At 64.6% G+C, this 24,567-nt stretch carries 21 protein-coding genes; 13 read left to right on the top strand and 8 right to left on the bottom strand.

Going from position 1 to position 24,567, the window contains the following annotated elements:
* Positions 1–14: 14 nt before the first annotated feature.
* The gene (locus tag C491_RS08250) at positions 15–719 is read right to left on the bottom strand and encodes a hypothetical protein (protein WP_005555171.1); all 705 of its coding nucleotides are present in this window, start codon (positions 717–719) and stop codon (positions 15–17) included.
* A gap of 99 nt (positions 720–818) precedes the next feature.
* Here C491_RS08250 and C491_RS08245 point away from each other — a divergent pair, with 99 nt between their 5' ends.
* On the top strand, positions 819–1,583 hold the full coding sequence (locus C491_RS08245; RefSeq protein ID WP_049891626.1) for a DNA topoisomerase I: 765 nt from the start codon (positions 819–821) through the stop codon (positions 1,581–1,583).
* 64 nt (positions 1,584–1,647) lie between these two features.
* Complete coding sequence (gene endA / locus C491_RS08240; RefSeq protein WP_005555169.1) at positions 1,648–2,685, top strand: tRNA-intron lyase; 1,038 nt, start codon at positions 1,648–1,650, stop codon at positions 2,683–2,685.
* Positions 2,686–2,718: 33 nt separating this feature from the next.
* Here the strand turns inward: endA and C491_RS08235 are convergent, their stop codons facing one another.
* From C491_RS08235 to C491_RS08225, 3 genes are all read right to left on the bottom strand, one after another.
* The gene (locus tag C491_RS08235; protein WP_005555168.1) at positions 2,719–3,180 is read right to left on the bottom strand and encodes a hypothetical protein; all 462 of its coding nucleotides are present in this window, start codon (positions 3,178–3,180) and stop codon (positions 2,719–2,721) included.
* A gap of 101 nt (positions 3,181–3,281) precedes the next feature.
* Entirely contained in the window at positions 3,282–3,683 is a 402-nt protein-coding gene (locus tag C491_RS08230) for a methylated-DNA--[protein]-cysteine S-methyltransferase (protein WP_005555167.1), read from the bottom strand.
* A 32-nt stretch (positions 3,684–3,715) separates the two neighbouring features.
* Positions 3,716–4,954 (bottom strand): hypothetical protein, encoded by a 1,239-nt coding sequence (locus C491_RS08225; RefSeq protein WP_005555166.1) that lies wholly within the window; start codon positions 4,952–4,954, stop codon positions 3,716–3,718.
* 180 nt (positions 4,955–5,134) lie between these two features.
* Here C491_RS08225 and C491_RS08220 point away from each other — a divergent pair, with 180 nt between their 5' ends.
* From C491_RS08220 to C491_RS08210, 3 genes are all read left to right on the top strand, one after another.
* Complete coding sequence (locus tag C491_RS08220; protein ID WP_005555165.1) at positions 5,135–6,715, top strand: tryptophan--tRNA ligase; 1,581 nt, start codon at positions 5,135–5,137, stop codon at positions 6,713–6,715.
* A gap of 514 nt (positions 6,716–7,229) precedes the next feature.
* The gene (gene pheS, locus C491_RS08215; protein ID WP_005555164.1) at positions 7,230–8,738 is read left to right on the top strand and encodes a phenylalanine--tRNA ligase subunit alpha; all 1,509 of its coding nucleotides are present in this window, start codon (positions 7,230–7,232) and stop codon (positions 8,736–8,738) included.
* Positions 8,738–10,558: a phenylalanine--tRNA ligase beta subunit-related protein gene (locus C491_RS08210; RefSeq protein ID WP_005555162.1), complete on the top strand. Its 1,821-nt coding sequence runs from the start codon at positions 8,738–8,740 to the stop codon at positions 10,556–10,558. The genes pheS and C491_RS08210 overlap by 1 nt, the downstream gene beginning before the upstream one ends.
* A 138-nt stretch (positions 10,559–10,696) precedes the next feature.
* Here the strand turns inward: C491_RS08210 and C491_RS08205 are convergent, their stop codons facing one another.
* Positions 10,697–13,525, bottom strand: a complete 2,829-nt coding sequence (locus C491_RS08205; RefSeq protein ID WP_005555161.1) for a M14 family metallopeptidase — start codon at positions 13,523–13,525, stop codon at positions 10,697–10,699.
* Between the two features lie 290 nt (positions 13,526–13,815).
* Positions 13,816–14,013 carry a hypothetical protein gene (locus C491_RS08200; RefSeq protein WP_005555160.1) on the bottom strand — a complete coding sequence of 66 codons (198 nt, stop codon included), beginning with the start codon at positions 14,011–14,013 and terminating at the stop codon, positions 13,816–13,818.
* Between the two features lie 238 nt (positions 14,014–14,251).
* Between C491_RS08200 and C491_RS08195 the strand changes: the two genes are divergently transcribed.
* The gene (locus C491_RS08195; protein ID WP_005555158.1) at positions 14,252–14,560 is read left to right on the top strand and encodes a non-histone chromosomal MC1 family protein; all 309 of its coding nucleotides are present in this window, start codon (positions 14,252–14,254) and stop codon (positions 14,558–14,560) included.
* Between the two features lie 167 nt (positions 14,561–14,727).
* Positions 14,728–15,546: a prephenate dehydratase gene (gene pheA / locus C491_RS08190; RefSeq protein ID WP_005555156.1), complete on the top strand. Its 819-nt coding sequence runs from the start codon at positions 14,728–14,730 to the stop codon at positions 15,544–15,546.
* Positions 15,547–15,607: 61 nt separating this feature from the next.
* Here the strand turns inward: pheA and C491_RS08185 are convergent, their stop codons facing one another.
* Positions 15,608–16,411 carry an ABC transporter permease gene (locus C491_RS08185; RefSeq protein ID WP_005555154.1) on the bottom strand — a complete coding sequence of 268 codons (804 nt, stop codon included), beginning with the start codon at positions 16,409–16,411 and terminating at the stop codon, positions 15,608–15,610.
* The gene (locus C491_RS08180) at positions 16,408–17,421 is read right to left on the bottom strand and encodes an ABC transporter ATP-binding protein (protein WP_005555152.1); all 1,014 of its coding nucleotides are present in this window, start codon (positions 17,419–17,421) and stop codon (positions 16,408–16,410) included. The genes C491_RS08185 and C491_RS08180 overlap by 4 nt, the downstream gene beginning before the upstream one ends.
* A 326-nt stretch (positions 17,422–17,747) precedes the next feature.
* Here C491_RS08180 and C491_RS08175 point away from each other — a divergent pair, with 326 nt between their 5' ends.
* From C491_RS08175 to leuS, 6 genes are all read left to right on the top strand, one after another.
* Positions 17,748–18,617, top strand: coding sequence for a CPBP family intramembrane glutamic endopeptidase (locus C491_RS08175; RefSeq protein ID WP_005555151.1), 870 nt, complete (start codon positions 17,748–17,750; stop codon positions 18,615–18,617).
* A gap of 55 nt (positions 18,618–18,672) precedes the next feature.
* Positions 18,673–19,602: an ABC transporter ATP-binding protein gene (locus tag C491_RS08170; protein WP_005555149.1), complete on the top strand. Its 930-nt coding sequence runs from the start codon at positions 18,673–18,675 to the stop codon at positions 19,600–19,602.
* A complete protein-coding gene (locus C491_RS08165) occupies positions 19,599–20,468 on the top strand; it encodes an ABC transporter permease (RefSeq protein WP_005555148.1) in 870 nt (289 codons plus the stop codon). Before C491_RS08170 ends, C491_RS08165 begins: the two co-directional genes overlap by 4 nt.
* A 48-nt stretch (positions 20,469–20,516) precedes the next feature.
* Positions 20,517–20,972 (top strand): peroxiredoxin, encoded by a 456-nt coding sequence (locus C491_RS08160; RefSeq protein WP_005555147.1) that lies wholly within the window; start codon positions 20,517–20,519, stop codon positions 20,970–20,972.
* 337 nt (positions 20,973–21,309) lie between these two features.
* Complete coding sequence (locus C491_RS08155) at positions 21,310–21,729, top strand: Hsp20/alpha crystallin family protein (protein WP_005555146.1); 420 nt, start codon at positions 21,310–21,312, stop codon at positions 21,727–21,729.
* Between the two features lie 156 nt (positions 21,730–21,885).
* Positions 21,886–24,552: a leucine--tRNA ligase gene (gene leuS, locus C491_RS08150; protein ID WP_005555145.1), complete on the top strand. Its 2,667-nt coding sequence runs from the start codon at positions 21,886–21,888 to the stop codon at positions 24,550–24,552.
* Positions 24,553–24,567: the final 15 nt, after the last annotated feature.

Here is a 24,567-nt window from a genome sequence, read left to right as displayed (position 1 = left end):
GATCCGTTTTCGGCTCACTCGAGATTTAGTTCACGTGCCCGCTCGAGGAACAGTGTTTTCGGTTCGGTATCGGGATCGATATCCGCGGGAGCGACCTCGAGCTGGGGTTTCTCTCGGCGTTCGCTCGGAAAGTGAACCGCGAGCTCGTACCGCCCGATCGCGCCGTCTACGACGTCGACCAGCCGTTCGTCCTCGGCCGTCAACTCGAGTCCCACCGCGTCCCGGACGGCCGTCTGGAGCCGACGCTCGGCGGCCGTGTACCCCGGAAGGCTCCGCTTGACCGGGGCGGGGACGTCCGAGAGGTAGGCCTCGCTGGCGTCGTGGAGCAGTCCCCATCGCTGCGCCGCCTGACCCCCGTCCCGGGCCTCGACCTCGCGGCTGACGTGAACCGAGTGGCGAGCGACGCTGTAGAAGCACTTGGCCTGTCCCGCGAACCGACTGAGGTTCGACAGCGCATGGGCGACATCGGCCAGCTCGATCCGCTCGGGTTCGGGAGCCAGCGGCGTGATCGTTCCACCCGTTCGGGTGTCGATCGATGCGTGTCCGCCGTTGGCTTTTGCGAGAAGGTCCTGCAGCTCTCCGGCAACCGACTCCGCTCGCCGTCGGAGTTCGTCGTCCGGTTCCTCGGCTGCCCGCAGCGCCCGTGCCAGGGCCGCGACGTCGTCCTCGAGCCGGGATGGATTCACCGATCCGGCGAATCCCTCGTTCGAATCCGCCATACCGTCGTGGATTCGCGGGCTGGGAAAAAGCGTAACGTTGTGCCCGAGAACCCGACTCTCGCCCTCGAATTTAAGTACCGAAGCGCGGCCAACGACCTCATGATCGACGACTCCATCCGCGTGCTCGCGGGCGACTGCACCGTCATCGCGGAGGACGCCGACCGAGCGGAGTACCGCGGTCGAGTAACGACGATCGTCAAGCCCGACAACACCGTGCTCGTCCACGATATCGACGGCTACCAGCCCGTCGCCTGGCTCACCCGGGCCGATAGCGTCTCGAGCGACCGGGCGGGCGACTTTACGCTCGTCGCGAAGAAGGACACCCAGACGCTGCGGATCGCCGCCCACGAACAGGAGGGGTTCGCCCACTACCCGGCCTCGGCCGCGGGAACGCCCGTCGGAACCTGTCCGAACTGTGATGGGGCTCTCGTTCGCTCCTCGGGAGTTCACTGCGTCGACTGCGGCGACCGCTACGGGATACCCTCGGACGCGACGATCCGCGAGGAGCGCTGTGACTGTGGCCTCCCACGAATGCGTGTCGAGCGCGGGCTCGCGTTCGACGTCTGTCTCGACCGAGGCTGTGAGTCGCTGGACGAGGCCGTCCGCGAGGCGTTCGACCGCGAGTGGGACTGCCCGGAGCCGAACTGCGACGGCGATCTTCGGATCCTCCGGCGGGGCGGACTGATCGCCGGCTGCGAGCACTACCCCGACTGCGACACCGGATTCGCGGTGCCCGCCGGCGTCGTCGACGGCGACTGCGGCTGTGGACTGCCGACGTTCGAGACCGGAACCGGCGCGCGCTGTCTCGACGCGACCTGCGGCCGGGTCGGCGAGTACCGGGTCGAGGCCGGCGTCGACGACTGAACTGGCCGGAGCCGGCTCCGACAGGATCCACAGCCACTTAGTGATCCCCGGCAAAGAGCCGGGTATGTCACTCGAGGGGCGGTTCGAGGACGGCGTCGTCCGCGTCGGCGGCGACGCCCGCCAGCGCTATCACGACTCGCGGGGCTACGGCTACCCGCTCGAGGGCAACGAGATCGCCCTCGCGCCGGTCGAGGCGGCCCACCTGCTCTACCGGGGCGACCTCGCGGCCGTTGTCGACGGCGACGAGCGACTCGACTTCCGGTCGCTGCTGGCCCGCGAACCCGGTCCCGACTTCGGTGTCCGCTTCCTGGTCTACGCCGACCTCCGCGAGCGGGGGTTTTACCTCTCGCCCGCAGCGGAGCCGTGGGTCGAGGACCCCCCGGAGACGGAGTTCGCCGTCTTCCCCCGAGGAAAGGGACCCGGGGACGGCGAGATCGCCTACGCCCTGCGGGTGCTGGGTGAGCGAACCGACGTCGCTGGCCGAGACCTCGAGGCGGGCGTCCTCGCGGTCGTCGACGAGGAAAGCGAGATCACGTACTTCGAGGTGAACCGCCGGGATCCTGCGGGCTCCTCGGCGTCCGGACTCCCCGAGAGCTGTGAGGCGGACCTGCTCGCCGACCGCGTGGTCGTCTGGGAACCACCCCTCGAGCTGTACGAGGAGACGTTCTACGGCCAGCCTCTCGAGGGCCGGGAGTACGACGAGCCGACGCTGCAGTGTTCGCTGCTCGAGGCGACCTACCTCGCCGAGGGGGGCGCACTCGACCTCGAGCCCGCGACCGTCCGGGAACGGGGCCGCGAGGTCGAAGGCGAGCGGTTCGACCGCCGGCTGCGGGTCTACGCCGAGCTACGCGAGCGCGGGCTCGTGCCGAAGACGGGCTACAAGTTCGGCGCGGACTTCCGGACCTACGCCGACGTCGATTCGGTCGACGATCTCGGTCACTCCGAGCTGCTGGTGCGGGTCCACCCCGACGACCACGTCTTCGAGCCCCGCGACATCGCCCTCGACGTCCGGCTGGCCCACGGGGTCCGTAAGACGATGGTGTTCGCCCTGGTTGGCGATGACGGGATCGAGTGGTGGTCGCTCGAGCGGCTGACGCCCTGAGGAATCCCACGACCGTTGTCTACAGGCGAGACGTTAGCGTGTTGAGTACCACGAAATGGCGGTTCCAGCGATGTATCCAACCGTTCCGACGACGATCGCAAGCGGGAGACCGAACCCGACGCCGCTCTCGATCCCGCCGACCAGTTCGTCGTACGCCGAGGTATACCCGTAGTCCAACAGCCGAGGGTACGTGTACCGAGAGCCCGTTGCCCAGTTCCCGGTGAGATAGCCCACCAGCGGTGGAAAGACGTACCACCAGAGGGCGAAAAGCCACAGCGCACCGATCGTCGGAACGAGACCCGCCCGCACCGCTCCTGCGGTGACAGCGATCCCGAACGTGACTACGAGCCAGCCGAGAGAAAGGTTGATATCTACTACGTCGAGGACGAACCCGACGGAGAAGAGCAACGAGAGGACACCTACTGCTAACAGGAGGAGTCCGCCGTTCCGTCCTGCCCCGACGACGTGTGGACGGAAGCGATCCCGATAGCTCATCGTAACTTGAACTGTCGTTGTCACTAATGGTCCTTTTGGCGGAAGCAATGGTCATCGTGCGCTCCTCACGACCGGCGGATCGGTGCGGGTTTAGCTCCGAGCTACCGGCGTTTGGCTTCCGGAACCGCAATTCCCTCGTGCTCGAGCAGGCACCGTTTCAGCTCCAGGCCGCCGCCGTACCCGCCGGGCGAGTCGTGACCCACGACGCGGTGACAGGGGACGACGACGGGGATCGGGTTCCGACCGCAGGCCTGCCCGACGGCGATCGGTGCCGTCTCGAGCTCCGTCGCGAGGTCGCCGTAGGTGCGGGTCTCGCCGAACGGAATCGCCGCGATCGATCGCATAACGGCTCCCGTGAAGTCCTCTGGGTACTCGATCTCGAGGGCGAACGTCTTGCGGGCGCCGTCCTCGTACTCGCGCAGCTGCTCGCGGATCGTCTCCGAGGACGCGTCGATTCTCGAGTCGTCGATTTCGATCCCGTGGTCGAACACGTGACTCCGCATTCGGTCCCGGTTGGGTTCGCTGACGCTTCACGCTACCGATCGCTGTGGCTCGAGTCAGTCGGGTTGTCCGTCTCGAGACAGTCGAACGTCGTCGAGAGCTCGACTCCCCGGTCGTAGTCTTCTACAGCCGTCGCGTCCAGGTAGTCGGTAGCGTCGAGCCGGTGACTCGCGAGGAAACACAGCGCTTCGTCAAGCGAGTACTCGAGATCCTGCATCTCCGCCGACGGCTCGAAATCGATCGCCGTCGTCTCCAAATCGTCGGCGGCGATATCGTCCAGTAGCTCGTCAGCGACCGCAGGGATCGGCTGATGGAACGAATACTCGTCCCCGAAATAGAAGCAGTACATCTCGTCGACGCCGTTGAGATCGTGACGGGCCACCCGCGTTCGCTCCGGATCCATCTTGACGAGCCGGTGAACCGCGACCGTCTTCGTTCTGTACAGGGCCTTCTTCTTGAGCGAGTAGACACGAGCCCGGGCACCGTCGCCGATCCGGTACGCTCGATCGGCTTCGGTGTCGAACCGTTTTGCGTGGCGATTAATCGCGTGAACCACCGCGAGGACGTCGTCGGTCTGTGGCAGCGGGTCGAGCGCGTCGTAGTCGACGCGCGGGTGTCGAGGCGACGGGTCGATATCCACCGTCTCGACTTCGGGCTCGGTCGGCCACACTTCCAGCTCATCGAGGATTTCGATACCGTCGATTCGGCCGACCTCGAGCCGGTCGAAGCCGCTGGTTCGCGACGCTGCGTCCTCGGCGTGCAGAACGGAGAGAACGAGCTCCGGGGTCGATAATGGAACCGGCGGCCGATCGGGTCCGTCATTAGCGAGAGGTTCCCACTCCCGGACCAGCGGTGACGTCTCCGGAACCGGCTCGAGGTGATCGAACGACCAATCGTCGCGTTCGCTTTCGTAGAGTGCATCCTCCCGACTGGCCCACACCTCGAGCCGTCGGGCGGTGTTCGAAAACGGTTCGCCAACCGCGGCGCCGTCCGCGTTCCAGTGCCGTCCGAGTCCGGTTCGCTCCCACTCCGAAGCCGGTATGTGGAGGCCGCCGAACCCTGCGACGTTGTGTCCACCATCGACTACGTCAGCACGCTCGATCACGGCATCGAGGTGCGAAACGGACAGTTCGATGGTCGGCGGCGTTCCGCTTCGATACGGTTTCGTGGGAACCGTGAGCGTCTCGCCCGCCAGGTAGATTCTGGCGGGAGAGCCGGTGTTCGTGACTAGTTTGTGAGCGATGTGGTCCGGAGAGTGTTCGATAGTCGGCATCAGTTCAGTACGCGTCTATTCCCACAATCCGACAAAAATTTGCGCTGACGGCGGTCGACCGCGGTCGATAGTACGGCTCAGGGAGGTGACGACAACCGTTTCACGAAACGACCCTCGACGGATCGACCTCGAGTCGCGAAGCCGAAGCCTTTTGCGCGCTGGCGCGCCAAAACGCAGCTAATGACCGGAGACGAGCCAGTCGAGGAGTCCGAGTCAGGGGAACCGATCGCGGACGGCGGGGCAGCCGGAGCTGACGACGTCGCGCTGGACCCGTGGGGTTCCTCGGCCGTCTCCGACTACCGAAAGCTGTTCGAGGAGTTCGGCATCGAGGAGTTCGACGAGGTCCTCGAGGAGGTACCGAACCCACACTACCTGATGCGTCGCGGGGTCATCTTCGGCCACCGGGACTACCGACCGGTCGCCGAGGCGCTGCGCGAGGGCGAGGACGCCGCGGTCCTCTCGGGCTTCATGCCCACCGGCGACCCCCATATCGGCCACAAGCTCGTTTTCGACGAGATCATCTGGCACCAGCAGCAGGGCGCCGACGCCTACGGGCTGATCGCCGACCTCGAGGCGAACTCGGCCCGCGGGATGAGCTGGGACGAGATCGACGAGCACGCCCGAGACTACCTGCTCTCGCTGCTCGCGCTCGGGTTCGACCCAGATGAGGGGACGCTGTACCGCCAGTCGACGAACCGGGAGGTCCAGGACCTGGCCTTCGATATCGGCGCCGACGCCAACTTCTCGGAGTTCCAGGCGATCTACGGCTTCGACGGCGAGACCGACGTCTCGCACATGCAGTCGGTCGTTACCCAGATGGCCGACATCCTCTACCCCCAGCTCGAGGGGCCCAAACCGACCGTTATCCCGGTCGGGCCCGATCAGGATCCCCACGTTCGCCTGGCCCGCGACCTGGCCGAGCGGACCCGGTTCTTCAAAGTCTCGAAGGCGTACGCAAGTTTCGAACTGGAGGACGCGGAGCGCGACCTCGTCGCCGACTTCCACGAGAAACTCGACCCGGCCGAGTTCGACGACGACCAGCTCCGGTGTGTCCACGTTGCGGAGGCGATCGAAGGGACCCCCCTCGAGGAGCTCTCCGTCCCCGCCGACACCCTGAGTTCGGTCCTGACGAAACTCGAGGAAGCCGGCATGGAACCCGTCCGTCCGCGGACCCGCTTCTTCGACCGCCGGGCGACCGACGAGGCGTTCGACGCCCTCATCGACGCGATCGACGGCGAGAAGCGCGTCTACGAGAACCACGTCGACGCCTTCGAAATCGACCGCGCGGAGGCCGAAGAGCTGGCCCGTGAGGTCGAGGTCGACAACGGCGGCTACGGTTTCCGTCCGCCGTCGTCGATCTACCACCGCTTTATGACCGGGCTGACGGGCGGCAAGATGTCCTCGTCAGTTCCCGCCTCGCACATCTCGCTGCTCGACGACCCTGAGACGGGGTACGACAAAGTCAAATCCGCGACGACCGGGGGCCGCGAAACGGCCGAAGAGCAACGCGAGAAGGGGGGAAAGGCCGACGAGTGCCCGGTCTACGAGCTGTACGCCTACCTGCTGGCCGGCGACGACGACGAGTTCGCAAAGCGGGTGTACGACGAGTGTGTCGGCGGCGAACGGCTCTGTGGCGACTGCAAGGAGCAGGCCGCCCAGCTCATGCGGGAGTTCCTCGAGGAACACCAGGAGAAACGCGCAGAGGTCGAGGAGTTGCTCGAGGCAGCTGACATCGAGCTCGAGTCGCCGCGGAAGGCCTGATCGAGTCCACAGGCTCCGTCTTTTGGACCGTAACGGCCACCCCTACCGGGCCACCGTCGGGTGGGACTGAAAGGGGCGAACCCGTTCGAGTCGGGAGGCTCCGTGCGGTCCTCGCCTGCGGCTGCGGTCCTACGGTCGCCTGTCTTCCTCGAACGGGTTCGGGGTTTTCGGAGTATCGCCGACGAACGCGTTGTGTGGATCGATTCTACGAACCCCGACTAGCGAGCGTCACGTAACGTTTTTGCACCACCGTCGCAATCGTTCGCACATGGCATCCGAACCCCGCGATCGGCGCGTCGTCCGCCAGTCAGCTACGGCTCAGGGGTTCGGCTTCTTTCTCGCCCGGTAACCGGACCGGTGGACTCGAGGGCGACCACACCGATCACCCTCGGCGAAACCGTCCGCGTCCCGTCACGCCCTCGAGCGACGCTGGAGGTGCCGAACTCGAGTCGAGGACGCGTCGAACGGAGTCGGAACCGCTAACTGACCGACCGACAGCCATTCAGACAAGCGAATGCAACTACCAGAATCACAGGTCGCGGTCCTCGAGGCCGCGAACGCCGACGAGGCGACGCCCGTCGACGCCCTCGCCGCGGCGACCGACCTGCCGCCCGAAACCGTTACCGGGGCGGCCTTCGAGCTCGAGGAGCAGGGACTGGTCGCCGTCACGGAGCGCGTCGATGAAACGATCTCGCTCACCGACGAGGGACGGACGTACGTCGGGGACGGCCTGCCCGAGGTTCGGCTCTACGAGGCCGCCCTCGAGGCCGGCGCCGACGCTGATCCCGCCCCGATGGGGCAGGTCATCGGGAGTTCGGGACTCGAGGGCGCGGCGGTCGACATCGCGCTCTCGAACTACGCCCGGAAGGGGTACGGCTCGATCGACAGCGGCGAGATCACGGCCGACCCCGACGCCGATCCCGCCGCGGATCCGGAGGCCAACGCCCTCGAGTCACTCGCGGGCGAGGGAACGCTCGATGAGAGTAACGTTTTAGACCAGCTCGAGCGCCGCGGGCTCGCCGAGGTCGCCGAGTCGACGGTCCGCGAGGTGGAACTCACCGAGCAGGGCGTGACGGAGCTGATGGCCGGCGTCGAAACTGCCGAGACCGTCGGCCAGGTGACCCCCGAACTGCTCACCAGCGGCGAGTGGGAGGACGTCAAGTTCGCCGAGTACAACGTCGAGGCCGACGCCGAGACCGTCGAGGGCGGGTGCGTCCACGTCCTCCGGGAGATGTCCGAGCGGGTCAAGGACGTCCTCGTCGGGATGGGGTTCGAGGAGATGGACGGCCCCCACGCCGACGCGGACTTCTGGATCAACGACTGCCTGTTCATGCCCCAGGACCACCCAGCGCGAACGCACTGGGATCGCTTCGCCCTCGAGCAGCCGACTCACATCGACGATCTCCCGGAGGGGCTGGTCGAACGCGTCGAGCGCGCCCACCGCGAGGGCGTCGGCGAGGACGGCGAGGGCTATCACTCGCCCTGGGACGAGGACTTCGCGCGGGCGCTCGCCCTGCGGGGGCACACGACCTCGCTCTCTACACGGTATCTTTCCGGTACCGAGATCGGCGAGATCGAACCGCCCGCGCGGTTCTTCAGCGTCGAGAAGGCCTACCGCAACGACACCCTGGACGCGACCCACCTGCTCGAGTTCTACCAGATCGAGGGCTGGGTGATGGCCGAGGACCTCTCCGTGCGCGATCTGATGGGCACCTTCGAGGAGTTCTACGCCCAGTTCGGTATCGAGGATATTCAGTTCAAACCGCACTACAACCCCTACACCGAACCGAGCTTCGAGCTCTTTGGGACACACCCCACGACGGGCGAACTGATCGAGATCGGTAACTCGGGGATCTTCCGCGAGGAAATGCTCGAGCCGCTGGGCGTCGACTGCGACGTCATGGCCTGGGGGCTGGCGCTCGAGCGGCTCGCGATGCTCGCCACGGGCGCGGAGGATATCCGTGACCTCCACGGGACGCTTGCCGACCTCGAGTTCCTGCGGAACGCGGAGGTGACCTACTAATGCCAACCGTCGACATCGATCCCGACGAACTGCGCGAACTGACCGGCCGCGAGGAGAAGAGCGACGAGGAACTGCAGGCGGACCTGTTCGCCCTCGGCCTCGAGTTCGAGGGCTGGACCGAGGACGACGAGTTCGAACTCGAGTTCGCGCCCGACCGCCTCGATCGGCTCTCGGTCGAGGGCGTCGCGCGCTCGATGCGCTACCAGTACGGCGACGCCCGCGGCGTGCACGTCCCCTCGACGAACGCCGCCGACTGGACGATCGAGGTCGAGGGGTCGGTCCCCGACGAGCGACCCTACGTCACGGGCGCGGTGATCCGCGACGTCGATCTGGACGAGGACGGCCTCGACTCGCTCATCCAGCTTCAGGAGAAGCTTCACGCGACGATGGGTCGCAAACGTGCGAAGGGCGCGATCGGGATTCACGATCTGACGATGCTCAAGGGAAGTCCGGCTACCGAGGGCAACCCGACCATCCAGTACGTCGGCGTTGAACCCGACGAGGACCGCTTTGTCCCCCTCGATTCGGACGCCGAGCTGACGCCCGCGGAGGTGCTCGAGGAACACCAGACGGGCCGAGAGTACGCCGACCTCGTCAGCGAGTACGAGCGCTACCCAGCGATCTACGACGACATCGGTCTGTTCTCGTTCCCGCCAGTCATCAACGGTCGGCGGACGGAGGTCTCGACCGACTCCCGGGATCTGTTCGTCGAGATGACCGGCACCGATCAGTGGACGATCGACAAGATGCTCAACATCGTCTGCTACGCGCTCGCAGCGCGGGGTGCGACGCTCGAGGACGTCCGGGTCGAGTACCCCGACAGCGAGTTGGTGCGCCCCGACCTCTCGACGAAGACGAAGCGGGTCGCCCACGACCGTATCGAGACCCTCCTCGGAATCGATCTCGATCCCGACGAGGTGATCGATCTGGCCGAGCGCTCGGGGCTCGACGCCACGAGAAGCGAGGACGAAGCGACGGGCGACGACGAGAGTTCCATCACACCCCTGGAGGACCGAGACGGACTCGAGGAACGGGACGGCCCGGTAGGTTCGGACGAGTCGAAAGCCGAGGACGTGTCGACGGGCGATCTCGTCTACGAGGTGACGATCCCACCCTACCGCGTCGACGTGCTTCACCCGCTCGACGTGATCGATGACCTCGGACGGGCCTACGGGTTCAACGACCTCGAGCCCCGCTACCCCGAGGTCGGCACCGTCGGCGGCCGTCACGAGCGCTCGCGGCTCGAGCGCGCGGCTCGAACGCAGCTCGTCGGCCTCGGCTTCGAGGACATGCTCAACTTCCACATGATCGACGAGGGACAGAACTACGAACGGCTCGACGTGGAACCGGGGACTGACGCCTACGGTGCGGGCGAGCCCGCGACGATCAAGGAGCCCTACAGTGAGGACTACACGATGCTCCGAACCTGGTGTCTGCCCTCGCTGCTGCAGGTCCTCGAGAACAACACCCACCGCGCGTACCCACAACACCTCTCGGAGGTCGGCTTCGCCGCTGAACTCGACGAAACCGAGAACACGGGCGTCGGCGAGGGACGCCACATTGGGGCCGTCCTCGCGAGCCACGATTCGGGCTACGAGGACGCCAAGGCGCGGCTTCAGGCGCTCGCCCGCGATTTCAACGTCGAACTCGAGACGCCCGCCACGGAGCATCCGACCTTCATCCCGGGTCGAGCGGCCAACGTCGTCATCGACGGCGAGGTCGTCGGTGTCGTCGGCGAGATCCACCCGAAAGTGCTCGTCGAGCACGACCTCGAGGTGCCCGTCGCGGCCTTCGAGTTCGACCTCGAGGCGCTGCGGTAGCTCTCCGCGAGCGAAACGAACGACTTTCTGGTACCGTGTTTGTGCGAGCGGTGGCCCGCGTGCCGATTCACTCGAGCGAATAAAAGTGCGCGTGCGGGTTTGGATCTCGAGGGGGTCTGATACCCTCGTCGTTTCGTGCTATCTGATCTCGCCGTACGTCCTCACGAGCTCTCCCTCGGCGTATCGGCACTGCTCGAAGCCGAGTGCATTACACAGCAGCGTGTGACCCATGAAGGAGACGGCGTAATCTGCCATCCCGAACGGGTGAAGTTCCGTCTGCTGGGCCGGCGGGAGGACCGATCCGACGACGGCGATTTCGGCTCCGTCTGCCGAAAGGATTCCCGCACCGACACCGGTCCCGGTGGGCTCCTCGCTTCCGTCTTCGTACTCCGCGAACGTCCCGGCAATCGAACCGCCGGCGGCGGCGAACGCGTCCGGATCGACGGTCGTCGCGGGCTGGTCGACGTCGGTCGTGTACCCCAGCTGGGATCCCTTCCAGATCTCCTGCTGGCGCGGCCGAATCCCGGCGAGTAGCGGGTGGTCGAACGCTCGGTCCTCGAGGTTCGCAAACTGCATCTCGACGTTGCGGACGTCGTCGGTCGTGATCGACGCGGCGTCGCCGACCTCGAGTGCTCCGAGGAGGTTCACACCCGCGTCCGTGAGCACGAGGTCGCCGCCGGCCTCGACGAACGCCTCGATCGCCTCGAGGTACTGTTGATCGTCAATCCCGTCGTCGTGCGAGACGACGAGCTTGTCGTAGTGGCGCTGGCCGGACTCGCCCCGGAGCAGGCGTCCGATACGAACGTCGTGAACGCGCAGGCCGTCCATGTCGCCGTCCTCGAGATACGGCTCGAGATCGGCGAAGAACTGCATTGGATTGACGAGGTACTCTCGCTGTTCGTACCCCAGTACTTCCTCGGGATCGGGGATCCCGTTCTCGGCGTCGACGGTCGTCAGGCTGGCACTGATCTTGGCGTCGCTTTCGATCTCGACGTCCCACTGACCCGTCTCGGGATGACGGATACAGATGTCCTCGTAGTCGTGCTTTCGGACCGTCGAGTCGTTCGGATCCGCCTTCGCCTCGAGGTCGATCTCGCGGACGACCTTCCCTGCAGGGTTGAGCAGACGGATAACGCCCTGAGTCGCGTTTCCGACGCCCTCGAGGTGGATGAAGATCGACTGCGAGGCGTCGGTGGCTTCGGCCGTGATTCGCGTACTTCCGCCGGAACCGGGCTGGACGACGTCGTGGCTCCGGCGGGCCCCGGAGCCGTGGCCGTCGCCGGACGGATCCTCGCCCGGACCGGTATCGGTGTGTGGCAAATCGGCCGAGGACCGCGTTAGCGCGTCCGTCGTAACGTACGCCGTATCCTGATCTGCCGTGGCGACGGTCGCAGTCGTCGTCTGGGCCGCTATCTCGGCGTACTCGCGCATCGAGATGCGGTAGGCCTCCTCGTAGTGGCGGGACCAGTACGGCTTCCACTCCTTCTGTGCGTCCTCGGAGTGGTTCGAGAGAATAACCTCCGGAGCGACCGTGATCGCGCCGAGGCCACCGAACGCCTCGGGTTGGCCGGCCCAGCAGAGGAAACCGCCGGTGATCTGGTAGGACAACGAGTCGTAGATCGTCCCCCAGTCGAACAGCCCCTCGTAGCTGTCCCCGTCCGGGACGAACGATTCGTCGTACATCGCCTGGCTGGCGGCCTCGATGTCGTCGGCGATGGCACCGATATCGCCCCAGAATTCGTGCATTCCCTCACCGATTCGGATGTTGACCTCGTCCAGATCGTGGGTGCCGTCGTGGTCGAACGGGGCGTTCGTCTCGAGGTTGAACACCATGTGATCGGCGGTGTACATCCCGTGGTAGTCACAAAGGAACTCCACGTTGTCGTACCCACGGAAGTGGTCGACGATCGCCAGCGAGTCGGGAACGAGGTCGTGGAACTCCTCGGGTGCACCGTCGGGCTCGGCCGGCCGGAAGTTGGGATCGGTCCACCCGATCGTCGGGTACTGGCGATTCGTGTCGACCGGCTGCTCATTGAACTGGCTCGCGTTCCCGCGCTGGAAGTTGGTGTCGTGTTCTTCGACCCACGGAATGTGGGTCTGTGGCTTGCGCGAGACCCAGCCATCGGGGTTCGTAAACAGGAACAACAGAACGACGTCGTCCAGCAGCGGTTCGAACGCCTCGGCCTCGCCGAACGCGATCTCCTCGAGTAGCCGACAACCGGCCTCAGTTCCCGCACGCTCGTCGCCGTGGATGTTCAACGAGTAGACGACCTTCTCCTTGCTCGCGAACGACGACTCGTCGTGAACGTCGTTCGTCACTTCGGCGACGTAGATGTCGCGAGGGTCGGACTCCTCGTCGGTCAATCGATTCTCCCACCCCGGCGATTGGCCGATCGTTTCGACAGAGATCCGGTCCGGGGCGGTCGTTTCGAGGTACTCGAGCGCCTGAGCCGTCTCCTCGTAACCGAGGTAGTTTCGGGCCTCTTCGACGGGCGGGAAGACCCCCTGCTCGTAGGGGGCCTCGAGCTTCCACCAGGGGTTTGCGCCCGGAGAGAACGCCATGCGCTCGATTCCGTCGAATTCGAGAACGTCTTCGACTTCATCGGCCGTGAGGTGTGCGTGGGCGGCAGGTGAAGGCGAGTCCCGCGTGACCGCTTTGGGTGCGCGCTCGAGGCCCTCGTCCTCGTACGCGTCCGCGAAAGCTGCGAGATCGTCCCGATCGGCGAACTCGATGAGGGTCGCGGCCTCGTACGCTTCGGGCGTGTGGTTGACCACGAAGGCGTACTCGTCGGTCATCGGTTCCCCGGTTACGTCGGCCGCCGCAGTCCCGGGTACTGCGAGCGCCGCACCCGTCGCCGCGGAGAGCGAGAGGAACGTTCGGCGGTCGATATCCGCTCCGTCGAAGCGGGCAGTCGAGAGACGATCGTCAGTTTCGTTCGAGTCAGCAGCACTTAGATTCCAAGTCATTTGAGTTCTATGAGGGCCGATCCTCCAGAACATCAACAATGATGTTGGATATATGAACTCAGGAAAGAGAGAGTCTCTCTGCTACACGTATCTTTAGGTAGCCAACGGTCCTGAACTAAGGGTTTGTCAGTTTCGTCAAACTAGGCCTCAAAAAGATCGTTCTATGGCCGGGCCGGGGCCTCACAGCCGTTGGCCGGCTGCCGTCGTTGATCTCCCTGGTAGAGAGGCTAACGAGGGTGTTCTCGAAGCGAAACGGCAGTATAGCAGGAACGGAGCGAAGGAGTGGTTGGTTAGAACTCGTGTTCTACCTCTTCTTCGTTAGCTTTCTGGATGATGATCTTCCCGTCCCGGACGCGAACGAAAACTTCGTCGCCGATATCCATACCCGCGACTGCGAGTTCGTCCTCGTGGAGGTTCAGATGGACGTTGTGGTAGTTGCCGTCTTCGTCTTTCGCACCGCTTGGACTCAACTTCTTTTTCCGGACCATCGCGGGATTCTAGGTCGCATTTCGCCGTAGGATATACTTAAGTGTTTTCTACGACACAGCGAATGATCTCGTTTCGGGCCCGAATCACACTGTACGATCGTGCTGTGACGCCGCTTCGGACGAAACCACTGACCGAAGCGATCCGACGGGATCATTTAAACATAGTAGCGCAGTCCGTCGATTTTGGGGGATATCTTTATGTCTGATCGTGTGCAGAACTGACATGGAGGCTAAAACTATGGTACGTGAGGACGGAAAGCGAAACTTCGCACTGCGAGAATCGGGCGGCGACGAGACGAGCGTCTTCTCGGGAAACACGCCGCGACAGGCCGCACTCAAGGCAGCTCGCCGACTCGAGCCGGGCTCGAGCGAGGACGCGGCGGATCGAATCGAGCTCCGGCTCCGGGAGAAAGGTACCGACAAGGTCCACATCTACGACGGCTGGGCCTGGGAGGAGACCGCCCCCGACGACAAGCCCGACTGGATGCCCAGCGAGATTACGGAAGCGAACGTCGCCAAGAAGGGAATCGACCACCTCGAGGAATAGCCGTCCGAGAACCGATTGTTTTGCGGAGGACGCCGTTCCGAACCGCGAGTCAAACGCTCGATCGCAACTCGGGTCCGGGTCCGTCCTCGAGGCGAGTCGAGCGATCGGCCGAGCCGAACGCGTCCGCTCCGACGCGCTTTTGACGCGGTCCGGCAAAGACTGAGCCAATGCGTACAGTCACGCTCGGTCCCGAAGGGACCTACTCGCACCGGGCAGCGAGCGCGATCGACGACGACGACGAGATCGGGTTCCGACAATCGGTGACCTCGATCGTCGAGGCCGTCGCGACCGACGAGTACGACCGCGGGATCGTTCCTATCGAGAACAGCATCGAAGGCAGCGTCACCGAGAGCCTGGATGCCGTCGCCGAGTACGACGTCGCGATCGTCCGCGAGATCGTCACCCCGATCCGCCACGCGCTGCTCGCCCAGGGACCGGAGTTCGACACGATCGCCAGCCACTCCCAGGCGCTCGCGCAGTGTCGTTCCTACCTCGAGCGCGAGTACCCCGACGCCACCCTCGAGGCCGTCGCCAGCACCGCCCAGGGCGTCGAGTTCGCCCGCGACGACGCCTCGATCGCGGGGATCGGCCACCCCGCGAACGCCGACATCGAGAACGGGCTCGAGGTGCTCGCCGAGGACATCCAGGACCAGGACTCGAACGCGACGCGGTTTTTCGCGCTCGCGTCCGCCGACGAGCGCTCGACGGGCGGCGGGAAGTCGACGTTCGTCGTCTATCCGAACGCGAACTACCCCGGGCTGTTGCTCGAGTTGCTCGAACCCTTCGCCGAGCGGGACATCAATCTCTCGCGGGTCGAGTCCCGACCCAGCGGCCAGCGACTCGGCGACTACGTCTTCCACATCGACGTCGAGGCGGGGCTGTACGAGTCCCGGACGATCGAGGCGCTCGAGGACATCGAGGAGCTAGCCGAGAAGGGCTGGGTGCGACGGCTCGGGTCGTACGATACCGAACACGTCGTCGAGTGAGTGAGGGATGCTCGGTCGCGGATCGACGGTGTCTTCGCCCCCTCGAGGCGGTCAGCAGCGATCAGTAGTGTCCCATGACCCCGGCTGCTCGAGCGCGGTCGGTACAGTACCGGAAAAGCGCGTAGCCGAGAACGAAGTACGCGATTCCCACGAACGCGAGCACCGAGAGTTCTGCAGGCTCGAGTTCCCAGAGGCGGACGCCCTCGTTCATTACCCGCTGCAACAAGTAACTCCCCTGCGTAAGCGGGAGCAGCTTCAACACGACGAACTCGGTTGAGGCGGGCCCGAGAGCGATACAGGCGACGAGCGCGAACTTGACGAGGCCGAAGACCGCGCTGACGTTCTTGTAACGGACCGTCGCGCCGCCGAACAGCAGCCCGAGTCCGATCGTCGACAGGAGCGTGAGGACGACGATCGGAACGATACTGAGGAGGTCGAGCGAGATCGATTCCCCCGTCGTCAGGAGCATCAGCGCGAGCATCGCGAACCCGATCGAGAACGTCACCAGCAGGGAACTGAGCGACAGCAACACCGCGATGGGTCCGAAGCCGATCGGCGAGAGGTACAGCTGCTCGAGGGTCCCCCACTTCGCCTCGGTCGCGAACAGCCCCGCGAGCGACTGGTAGGACGCGTTTGCCATGACGAACAGGAAGAAGCCGACGATCAGTGCACCGAGCGTCTCGCCGAAACTTGGACCGACGAACGAGCGCCCGCCGACGTAAACGAGAAGGAACAGCGCGTACAGACCCAGTACCGCGCCAGCGGTGTTTAGCGGATACCGTCGCATGATGAGCAGATCCCGCCGTACCAGCGCCGATACTGCCGAGACGAGGGCGGTCGGCGACCTCGAGCAGTACCCGTTCATGGCGCGCCCCGTAGCGGACGGCGTTCGAGCGGTTCCGATCGCTCGAACGAAAGCGAGTCGAGGACGGCCTCGAGGCTTCCCTCGAGAGTCCGAACCGACTCGATCTGCGAGCCGTGTGCGACCATCGCACCGGTCAGGTCGTGAATACGGTTACCGTCCGGAACGGCGACCTCCAGGGCCGTTCGGTCTCGAAGCTCGGTACAGGAGACGATCTCGTACGCTCGTTCGATCTCGCCTCGTGCGGAGGGCGAGAGCGCCCCTTCGATGACCAGCTCGTACACCTCGGTTCGGAAAACGTCGACCAGGTTTTCGACGGTGTCGTCCGCGACGACGTGACCATCGTCAAGGACGATACCCCGATCGCAGATCGATTCGATCGCGTGCAGATCGTGACTCGAGAGCACGATCGTCGTTCCGTGCTGCTCCGCGAGGTCGACGAGCGACGACTGGAGCTCGAGCGATCCCTCGGTGTCGAGCCCGAGCGTCGGCTCGTCCAGGAACAGTATCTCGGGGTCCTGTACGAGCGCCGCCGCCAGTGACACTCGCTGTTTCTGTCCTCGAGAGAGGTCGTTGACGACTTCATCCGAGAGATCGGTGAGATTAAATCGGTCGATAGCCGCGCGGATGCGCTCGCGCTCGTCACCGCGCCCCGCGGCGTTCATCCGGCTGAAGAACTCGAGGTTCTCCCGGACCGTCAGCCGCCAGTACGTGCTTCGGGCGCCCTCGAGTACCGCGGCCATCGTTGCGTGAGCGCGGTGGGGATGCTCCGCGACGTCGGTTCCATCGACTCGAACACGTCCTCCCGTCGGAGAGACCAGCCCGAGCAACGTTTTGAGCAGCGTCGTCTTTCCAGCCCCGTTCGGTCCGATCAGTCCGACGATCGTTCCCGGATCGATCTGTAGATCGATACCGTCGACTGCACGAACCGTCTCTTCGCTTCGTTCGTACGCCACGACCAGCTTCTCGACAGAAATGATTGGGTCTGTGGTTGGATCATCGTTCTCAGTCATACAGCGAATCGGGGCCTCGTGATCGTACAAATAATCTTGCAGCGATCCGCGGCGAGCGAGGTGCTTCCGGCACCACGTCTTCTTTCAGGTTTATAACCGAAAGCGAAACCATTCAGACTCGGGTGACATACCCATGCTCCAATACATTGAAGCGGGATACGATGGCGATACGCTGAGCGGTAGTCTCAGCGTCGAGATCGGATCCTTCTAGACGCGACGCTCGAAGAACAGCCCTATCACCAACCGTTTTGGCCGTATCGAGATGGTGCCGAATCGAGTCGAAAGGGCGGTTGATCCTAGAAACCGACCGCGAGAATACCGAACCTATGAGCCCGGATCGTAACAGTCCTGTCGAAGCCGTCGAGGAGTGGAGAGTCGCGACACTGTCATTGATTCTGCTCGCAGTCATGTTCACAGTATTGATTGGCTCCCACATCGTCGCAAACAGCCTCCTTTCGGTTCCCTGGCTCCTCCCGGAAGCGGAGGGGGCACTGATCGGCATCCCGGTCGCACTGGCCGTCTACCTTTTCGTCCCGAGGCTCGTCGGAATTCCACGCAAGTCGGTGTTTATTACGGTACCCAGTCGGTCGATCCTTCGGTGGGCGGGGGTTGCAGTCGTCCTCGTTGGAGTCGTCACCGTCGGTAGCGTCGCGGGTCTGTCGGGGACGCTCGAGATACACGCCAGCGACGGACGGTTTCTCTCGAGGGTGTTACTCAGTGCAGTGTTGTTAGGACTGCTCGCCGCAATAACGGAGGAGCTCGTATTTCGCGGATATCTGCTCTCGTTTGTCGGCCACAACTGGGGATGGCCAGCGGCCATCGTGTTAACATCGATACTGTTTGGATTGCTGCACAATAGCAAGGTCGCGGGCACCGGCGCGTCGGAGCTCTACGTGCTGGTCGCAACCTCAGCGGGGCTGCTGTACGCGCTCGTCACCTACTACACGGAAAGTGTCTGGAACGCAATCGTGCTTCACGCCGTCTGGAACACCGTGTTTCACACTCAGGTGATCTCGATCGAGCCCGCTGAAACGCAATCGGAACGAGCGATAGTTAGTTACGAGTACGCCGAGGCCAGTTTCCTATTCGGCGGAAATTGGGCGGCCGCTACCGTGTCTCCGTTCGTGTTACTCGCACTAGTAGCTGCATCGGCCGCCGTACTACTCGCCTACCGATCAAATTCCACCAAGAAATAATCCGATAGTAATAACTTCCACAAATAAGTACTATGGGGCAACCAGTGAGAAGCCGATGAGCGCAATACGGACGAACGACCTGACAAAGCAGTATGGATCGCAGACCGTCGTCTCGAGGATCGATCTCGAGGTAGAGGCCGGCGAAGTGTACGGATTCCTCGGCCCGAACGGCGCCGGGAAGTCGACGACGATCGCGATGTTGCTATCGTACGTACATCCGACCGACGGGACCGCTCGAGTCCTCGGCAGAGACGTCTGCGAGGGATCCGCCGAAATCAAACACCGAATCGGCGTGTTACCGGAGCAATATCAGCTGTACGATCGGCTCTCGGGACGGAAGCATCTCCAGTTCGCTATCGACTCGATGGGAGCGGACGGCGATCCGGACGCATTGGCCGATCGCGTCGGACTCGAGGCGACCGCAGTACGGCGCTCGGTAGGCGAGTACTCGACGGGGATGAAACAGCGACTGCGAATAGCGTTGGCACTGATTGGCGAGCCCGATCTGCTCGTGCTCGACGAACCCTCGAGCGGACTCGATCCGGCCGGGATTCGACTTCTCAGGGAGATCGTACTCGAGGAACGGGACCGTGGTGCGGCCGTCTTCTTCTCGAGTCACGTTCTCGAGCAGGTCGAGGAAGTCAGCGATCGAATCGGGATCCTCGTTGACGGTGAACTCCGAATGAGCGGGGATCTCGAGGGACTCAAATCCGGAACCGGCGCTGCGGTCGAACTCGAGGTCGAGACCGACGCCGTTTCTCGAGAGCTTCTGACCGCCGTCGAATCGATCGACTCGGTTACGGAGTGTGCGGTTACCGATAGCGGTCCCGAAGCACCGTTTCTCACTGTGTCACTCTCGAATAGCGCCGCGAAAGCCGACGTCTTCCGAGCGATCGAGGCATACGCGACGATCGAGGATTTCACCGCCGAAGAGCGGTCGCTCGAGTCGGTGTTCGAGGAGGGCGTCACGGAGGCGAGCCGATGACGGTCGTCGATATCGCACGCAAGGACGTCGCCGACGCAATTCGCTCGAGAGCGCTGTGGGTCGCCACCGCGATCTTTCTCGGATTTATCGTCCTCACGCAGGGAATCGTTCTAGCGGTCGTCGAGGATCCGGATCCGGAGCTCGCAACACGGTTTCTCGAGGGGCCGGCGACGGAGATCGTGCTGCCGATACTCGGCCTCCTCGTCGGGTATCAGGCGATTGTCGGCGAGCGCGAAACTGGTAACATAAAATTCCTGCTCGGGCTTCCCCACTCCCGGCTGGACGTGTTGATTGGCAAGTTCGTCGGCCGGACGGCCGTTCTCGCAGTCGCCGTCCTGGGCGGATTTCTGGCGGCGATCGGAATGATCGCGGCGACGGTCGGACTCCCGCCGCTCGTCCCGATCGCGGCGTACGTGCTGTTCGTTCTCCTTTCGACGGCAGCGATCGTCTCGATCGCGGTCGGGATTTCAGCCGTCGCCGAGACCAGAACCAGAGCGATCAGCGTCGCCATCGGGGGGTACCTGCTCGCAACCGTTCTCTGGTCGTACGTCGTCGACGGGCTCTACTACGCGGTCACTCGGAGCCTTCCGGGCGCCGATCCGCCGACGTGGATCGCCGTCGTCGACCACCTCAATCCCCTTACCGCGATGAGTACGAGTGCGGACGTACTCCTTCCCGAGGCGAACCAGATCGCCATCACCGCGACGGAGGAGGGAGTCAGTGCAACCCAGACTGACCAGACTCCAGCGGGGACGACCGAGACGCTCGTCCACGAACCGCTGTTCCTGACCGCCGTACTGCTGCTCTGGGTCGCACTCCCGCTCGCGGTCGGTTACCTCCGCTTTCGCGACGCCGATCTCTCGTAGCCGGGCCGCTGTCCAAATCGTTTTTCACCCTCCCACCGTACTGCGGGTATGGCACTCACCGCAGGCAACGACGCACCGACCGTCACCGCGCGCAACCAGGACGGCGAGGAGGTCGTCCTCGAGTTCGAACACCCCACGGTGCTGTACTTCTACCCGCGGGACGAGACCCCGGGCTGTACGACCGAGGCGACCCAGTTCCAGCACGAACTCGAGACCTACCACGAGGCGGGCGTCGACGTCTACGGCGTCTCGACGGACGACGTCGACTCCCACCAGTCGTTTTGCGAGTCTGAGGGGCTCGAGTTCGACCTGCTGGCAGATCCCGACGCCGAGCTCGCCGAGGCGTTCGACGTCGAGGTTCGAAACGGCGCGACCGCGCGGACGACGTTCTTTATCGGCGACGGCGAGGTCAAGGCCGCCTACGAGGACGTCGATCCGGACGGACACGCACGGCAGGTGCTGCTTGATGCGCTCGAGGACGGACGCGTGACGCTCCCCGAGTAGTCGTTTCTCCCGTCCCGTTTCGCCGTGGCCTCGAGAGCGGCCACTGTGGTTGTCTCGAGAGGAGACGACGATTTTGGCGAACCGACACACCGAATGCGTGAGTATACCAAGCATAGTGCTTATGTACTCGGACGTAGAACGTGCTGACGTCGCGGGACGATAGCAAGTCCGGTGATCAGCGAGACGGCGTATCGCGTGTCGAGAGCCGAGCACGACGATACGGACCACGCCTCCTCGAGATCAGGGAAACCAGAGGAGCCGAGCCACCTGTTTGCGTGGTCCTTTTCGAACCCTGTTCCGAGCAGAATTTATCCCCTTCGAGTACCTACGCCAAACTATGCGACGAAACCCGTTCGATGAGATCGAGGAGATGCTCGACCGTGTCAGCAAGCAGGTCGAAGGCGGGATGGGCAGCGGCGGGCTTCAGGTGCCGGGTTCGGTACCGGTCGACGTCGCCGACAGGGCCGAGGAGTACGTCGTCACGGCCGATCTTCCCGGCTACGACACCGACGACATCGAGCTCACCCTCGCCGAGGGGACCCTGCGCCTCGAGGCCGAGCGGGCCGACAAACTCGAGCACGCCTCCGAGCGGTACATCCGGCGCGAGCGGACTCGGACGTCGGTCAACCGTCGGATTCGGCTTCCGGACCCCGTCGAGGAGGAGTCGGTGTCGGCGAGCTTCGAGAACGGCGTCCTGACGGTCCACCTGCCGAAGGTCGAGGGCGGCGACGACTCGAGAGCGATCGACATCGAGTAGTCGTCCTCGAGATCGAAACGCCCGTTCTCGACGGCTCGAGCAATCGAGCCGAACCAAACGTGGACGCCGTTCTTTTCGACCCACCAGTCCGGTTGAGGGTCCGCCCACTGTATAGAAAGGTATACGACGGCGACGCTACCACACGTATATAAACAGATGAGCGACGCGGGATACGACCACGCGGCGGTCGAACGACGCTGGCAGGAGGCGTGGGACGAGGCGGACGTCTACCGGACGCCCGACGACGTCGAGGATCCGACGTACGTCCTCGGGATGTATCCGTACCCGTCGGGCAAACTCCACATGGGCCACGTCCGAAACTACACGATCACGGACGCCTACGCCCGGTTCCGACGGCTGCAGGGCGACGACGTGCTCCACCCGATGGGGTGGGACGCGTTCGGCCTCCCCGCCGAGAACGCGGCCAAGGAGCGCGACACCAACCCGCGAGACTGGACGTTCGACTGCATCGAGACGATGCGCGGCCAGATGGAGTCGATGGGCTTTGGCTACGACTGGGATCGCGAGATCGCCACCTGCACGCCCGACTACTACCGGTGGAACCAGTGGCTCTTCGCCCGGTTCCACGAGGAGGGGCTGGTCGATCGACGGGATGCCGAGGTCAACTGGTGTCCCGAGTGTGAGACCGTCCTCGCCGACGAGCAGGTCGAGGGCGAGGCAGAACTCTGCTGGCGCTGCGATACGCCGGTCGAGGAGCGCGAACTCGAGCAGTGGTTCCTGAAGATCACCGAGTACGCGGACGAGCTGCTTGAGGACATCGACGACCTCGAGGGGTGGCCCAACTCGGTGCGCCAGATGCAGCGCAACTGGATCGGTCGCCAGGAGGGGACCGAACTCGAGTTCTCCATAGACGGGCACGGCAGCGTCGAGGCCTTCACGACCCGCGTCGACACCATCCACGGCGCGACGTTTTTTGCGCTCGCGCCGGACCACCCGATCAGCGAGCAGGTGGCTGAGGAAGACGACGACGTACGGCGTTTCATCGACGAGGAGGCCGACCCCGAGGGCGACGAGCCCAACGGCGTCGAAACCGACCTGACCGCGACGAACCCCGTCACGGGCGAGGAGATTCCCGTCTACGTCGCCGACTTCGTTCTCTCGGACGTCGGAACGGGCGCGCTGATGGCCGTTCCGGGCCACGACGAGCGCGACCACGCCTTCGCGACGAAGATGGGCGAGGAGATCGTTCCCGTGATCGCCCCCGAACTCGACGACTGGGATGGCGAGACCGTCCCCGAGGCGCCCGACGTCAGCGAGGAAGCCTACACCGAAGACGGCGTGTTGGTCAACTCCGGCGAGTACTCCGGCCTCGAGAGCGACACCGCCCGCGAACGGCTGACCGAGGAGGTCGACGCCGCCGAGTGGACCACCCAGTACCAGCTCCGGGACTGGGGGATCTCCCGGCAGCGCTACTGGGGGACGCCGATCCCGGTCGTGCACTGCCACGACGGCTGCGGGTCGGTCGTCCTCCCCGAGGAGGAGCTGCCCGTCGAGCTGCCGGAGTTTATTAACACGACCGGCAACCCCCTGGACGAGGCCGAGGAGTGGAAGGAGACGACCTGTCCGGAGTGTGGCGGATCCGCCACCCGTGAGACGGACACGATGGACACGTTCGTCGACTCCTCGTGGTACTTCCTGCGGTACGTCTCGCCCGACCTCGAGGAAGCCCCCTTCGACCTCGAGCAGGCCAACGACTGGATGCCCGTCGACCAGTACGTCGGCGGGATCGAACACGCCGTGATGCACCTGCTCTATTCGAGATTCTTCACGAAGGTGCTGGCCGACCACGAGGGCTTAGAGCACCGCGAGCCCTTCACGAACCTGCTCGCACAGGGGATGGTCCAACTCGAGGGCGAGAAGATGTCGAAATCGAAGGGCAACGTCGTCTCACCCCAGCGGATCGTCGAGGAGTACGGCGCCGACACCGCCCGCCTGTTCATGATGCAGGCCGCCCAGCCGGAGCGTGACTTCGACTGGAGCGAGGAGGGCGTCCGCTCGACGTACGCCTTCCTGACGCGCCTGCAGGAGATGGTCGAGGAGTACGACGATCCCGACGGCGACGACGACGCCGTCGCGAGCTACGTCGACGGCGAAATCGACGCGACGGTCGCCATCGCAACCGAGAAGTACGACGAGCTGACGTTCAACCGGGCGCTGCGGGAGGTCCAGGACCTGGTGCGGACGCTCAGACAGTATTCGGAGTACGCCGAGCCCCACGCCGACACCTACGAGCGAGGACTGTCGGCAGTCGTCCGGCTGCTGGCGCCCGTCGCACCCCACATCGCCGAGGAGCTGTACGACGAGCTCGGCTACGACGGGTTCGCCGCCGAGGCCGAGTGGCCGAGCGCCGAGATCGACCGCGACCACGTCCGAAAGCGCCGTCAACTGGTCGAGAATACCCGCGAGGACGTCCGCGACATCGTCGACGTCGCCGGCATCGAAGACCCGCAGGCGATCGACGTCGTCGTCGCGCCCGACTGGAAGTACGACGCCCTCGAGATCGCCGTCGAGAGCGACGCGCCGAACCTGATCGGGGAGCTCATGCAGGAGTCCCACATCCGCGAGCAGGGTGACGCCGCGGCCGACTACGGCCAGGACCTGCAGGCCGAGCGCGAGGCGCTGTCGACGACCCTCGGGCCCGACGCGGAACGGGAGGCCCTCGAGTCGGCGGCGTGGCTGCTCGAGCGCGAGTTCGAGGCCTCGGTCAGCGTTCGCCGCGCCGAAGCGGTCGACGAGAGCGTGCTGAAAAACGCCGAGCCCGGGCGGCCGGCGATCGAAATTGAGGACGGCGCCGAGAACTGACGCCGACCCCCGACG

The organism is Natronococcus amylolyticus DSM 10524, assembly GCF_000337675.1.
GTDB classification, from domain to species: domain Archaea; phylum Halobacteriota; class Halobacteria; order Halobacteriales; family Natrialbaceae; genus Natronococcus; species Natronococcus amylolyticus.
The sequence above is the reverse complement of the archived record's forward strand: the minus strand, read 5'-3'. Positions and strand labels throughout refer to the sequence as shown.

What these genes read in the sequence shown, in the direction of transcription:
- C491_RS08245 (WP_049891626.1), top strand. Translation starts at nt 819, where the DNA reads ATGATCGACGACTCCATCCGCGTGCTCGCGGGCGACTGCACCGTCATC.
- C491_RS08175 (WP_005555151.1), top strand. Translation starts at nt 17,748, where the DNA reads ATGAGCCCGGATCGTAACAGTCCTGTCGAAGCCGTCGAGGAGTGGAGA.
- C491_RS08185 (WP_005555154.1), bottom strand. Translation starts at nt 16,411, where the DNA reads ATGAACGGGTACTGCTCGAGGTCGCCGACCGCCCTCGTCTCGGCAGTA.
- C491_RS08180 (WP_005555152.1), bottom strand. Translation starts at nt 17,421, where the DNA reads ATGACTGAGAACGATGATCCAACCACAGACCCAATCATTTCTGTCGAG.
- C491_RS08170 (WP_005555149.1), top strand. Translation starts at nt 18,673, where the DNA reads ATGAGCGCAATACGGACGAACGACCTGACAAAGCAGTATGGATCGCAG.
- C491_RS08200 (WP_005555160.1), bottom strand. Translation starts at nt 14,013, where the DNA reads ATGGTCCGGAAAAAGAAGTTGAGTCCAAGCGGTGCGAAAGACGAAGAC.
- C491_RS08195 (WP_005555158.1), top strand. Translation starts at nt 14,252, where the DNA reads ATGGTACGTGAGGACGGAAAGCGAAACTTCGCACTGCGAGAATCGGGC.
- C491_RS08155 (WP_005555146.1), top strand. Translation starts at nt 21,310, where the DNA reads ATGCGACGAAACCCGTTCGATGAGATCGAGGAGATGCTCGACCGTGTC.
- C491_RS08235 (WP_005555168.1), bottom strand. Translation starts at nt 3,180, where the DNA reads ATGAGCTATCGGGATCGCTTCCGTCCACACGTCGTCGGGGCAGGACGG.
- C491_RS08165 (WP_005555148.1), top strand. Translation starts at nt 19,599, where the DNA reads ATGACGGTCGTCGATATCGCACGCAAGGACGTCGCCGACGCAATTCGC.
- pheA (WP_005555156.1), top strand. Translation starts at nt 14,728, where the DNA reads ATGCGTACAGTCACGCTCGGTCCCGAAGGGACCTACTCGCACCGGGCA.
- C491_RS08250 (WP_005555171.1), bottom strand. Translation starts at nt 719, where the DNA reads ATGGCGGATTCGAACGAGGGATTCGCCGGATCGGTGAATCCATCCCGG.
- C491_RS08205 (WP_005555161.1), bottom strand. Translation starts at nt 13,525, where the DNA reads ATGACTTGGAATCTAAGTGCTGCTGACTCGAACGAAACTGACGATCGT.
- C491_RS08160 (WP_005555147.1), top strand. Translation starts at nt 20,517, where the DNA reads ATGGCACTCACCGCAGGCAACGACGCACCGACCGTCACCGCGCGCAAC.
- C491_RS08220 (WP_005555165.1), top strand. Translation starts at nt 5,135, where the DNA reads ATGACCGGAGACGAGCCAGTCGAGGAGTCCGAGTCAGGGGAACCGATC.
- C491_RS08225 (WP_005555166.1), bottom strand. Translation starts at nt 4,954, where the DNA reads ATGCCGACTATCGAACACTCTCCGGACCACATCGCTCACAAACTAGTC.
- C491_RS08210 (WP_005555162.1), top strand. Translation starts at nt 8,738, where the DNA reads ATGCCAACCGTCGACATCGATCCCGACGAACTGCGCGAACTGACCGGC.
- endA (WP_005555169.1), top strand. Translation starts at nt 1,648, where the DNA reads ATGTCACTCGAGGGGCGGTTCGAGGACGGCGTCGTCCGCGTCGGCGGC.
- C491_RS08230 (WP_005555167.1), bottom strand. Translation starts at nt 3,683, where the DNA reads ATGCGGAGTCACGTGTTCGACCACGGGATCGAAATCGACGACTCGAGA.
- pheS (WP_005555164.1), top strand. Translation starts at nt 7,230, where the DNA reads ATGCAACTACCAGAATCACAGGTCGCGGTCCTCGAGGCCGCGAACGCC.
- leuS (WP_005555145.1), top strand. Translation starts at nt 21,886, where the DNA reads ATGAGCGACGCGGGATACGACCACGCGGCGGTCGAACGACGCTGGCAG.